A 1,811-nucleotide genomic window follows, 5' to 3' on the forward strand; every position below is an offset into this window, starting at 1 on the left:
CAAAGTAAACCCCAGATACCGAAAAACTGGCAGTTGCTCAGTTACGACACCGATAGTGTTTATGGTACGTCGACAGAAAAAGCCTACAAGGAATTGTTAAAAGGGAAAAAAAGCACCCCGGTTATTGTGGCGGTGATCGACTCCGGGATTGATACTACCCACGAGGACCTGAAAAGCATTTTGTGGACCAATACCCGCGAAATCCCCGGTAATGGCAAGGATGACGACCGTAACGGGTATGTGGACGATATTCACGGCTGGAATTTCCTGGGTGGCAAAGATGGCAGCAGCCTGAAAGAAGACTCTGAAGAGGCCGCCCGTGAGTACTACCGGTATAAAAGCCTTTATGGTAACCCTGATTCCGCACTGGCAAAAGATTCAAAGGAATATGCCATCTGGCAGCAGCTGCAGGCAAAAATTGAGAAGCCTAATTCCCAGTTTAAGATGCAGTACAAAAGCATGTCGAAGCTCCAGGAAAACGTGAAAAAATGTGAATCCATCCTGAAAAACTATCTCGGTAAGGATGATTTCAATGTAGCGCAGCTGGACAGTATTCAAACTACCAACCAGGATGTGCTGCTGGCGCGCAATTTCATGAGCCGTTTGCTGAAAAGCGCCGGCGATGAACCTGCTACTTACGGCGAATTTAAAATGGAGTTTGAAGAATACATGAATGAGCTGAAACGTAAGGCTGAAAGCACTGAAGTAGCGCCAAACGCCAACAGGGAAAGGATTGTAGGCGATAACCTCGACGATATCAACGATAATAAATACGGCAACAATGATGTGATGGGCACCTTTGGGTTCCATGGCACACACGTTTCAGGTATTATTGCCGCCGCCCGGAACAACGGCGTTGGTATGGACGGCGTGGCCGACAACGTGCGCATTATGGCTGTAAAAGCCGTTCCCGACGGAGATGAAAGGGATAAAGATGTGGCTTTGGCCATCCGCTATGCAGTAGATAACGGCGCACAGATCATCAATATGAGCTTTGGTAAACCGTTCTCCCCGCATAAAGACTGGGTAGATGCGGCCTTTAAATATGCTGAAGAAAAAGGCGTATTACTGGTACACGCCGCCGGTAACGACGGTAGCAACAACGATTCTGTTGCCAACTATCCTAACCCGAATTACCTGGACGGCACAATTGCCACCAATGTGATCACGGTAGGCGCCAGCAATACAGGGCTTGGTAACGATAAAGTAGCCCCTTTCTCCAACTATGGCAAGAAATCCGTGGATCTTTTTGCACCGGGAGTACAAATTTACTCTACTATTCCCGGCGGCAACAAATACGGCAGCGCCAGCGGAACCAGTATGGCCAGCCCGGTAGTAGCCGGTGTAGCTGCACTGGTACTCTCCTACTATCCGGAGCTTAGCGCCAAACAACTGAAATATGTACTGGAAAAAAGCGCCACACCGCTGCCGGACAGCACTATTGAAGTAAATAAGCCAGGCAGCTCCAACGAAAAAGTAAATTTTGCAGACCTCTCCATTACCGGGGGAATGATCAATGCTTATGAAGCATTAAAGCTGGCCGCTACTGTTAAAGGTGAAAATGTAAAGGGCAAAAAACAGCGCAAAGCAAGAGTAAAGGCCGTCAGGAAGAACTGATCCCTTCAATATTAATAAAAAGAGATCGGGAATTTTATCTTTCAGAAGATAAAATTCCCGATCTCTTTTATATAGATTATTTAACAAGACGTACACTCAGCGGATACTTGTAAGACTGTCCATTACTCGCCTTTACAGCTGCAACGATGCTAAAAATAACGTTCAGCAGCCATAATATACCGAGAAGATTCGTC

Annotated in this window: 2 protein-coding genes; one reads left to right on the forward strand and one right to left on the reverse strand. The window is 46.8% G+C overall.

Features of this window, described 5'->3' with window-relative positions; translation table 11 throughout:
- On the forward strand, nucleotides 1-1,617 hold a 1,617-nt coding region (locus VN105_RS23820; RefSeq protein WP_325644936.1), incomplete at its 5' end, for a S8 family peptidase.
- 76 nt (nucleotides 1,618-1,693) lie between these two features.
- On the opposite strand, the gene VN105_RS29830 is transcribed toward VN105_RS23820, so the two are convergent.
- The gene (locus VN105_RS29830) at nucleotides 1,694-1,795 is read right to left on the reverse strand and encodes a DUF4870 domain-containing protein (RefSeq protein WP_414647259.1); all 102 of its coding nucleotides are present in this window, start codon (nucleotides 1,793-1,795) and stop codon (nucleotides 1,694-1,696) included.
- Nucleotides 1,796-1,811 lie beyond the last annotated feature (16 nt).

The sequence above is a fragment of the Chitinophaga sp. genome, assembly GCF_035564935.1.
In the GTDB taxonomy this organism is placed as follows: Bacteria; Bacteroidota; Bacteroidia; order Chitinophagales; family Chitinophagaceae; genus Chitinophaga.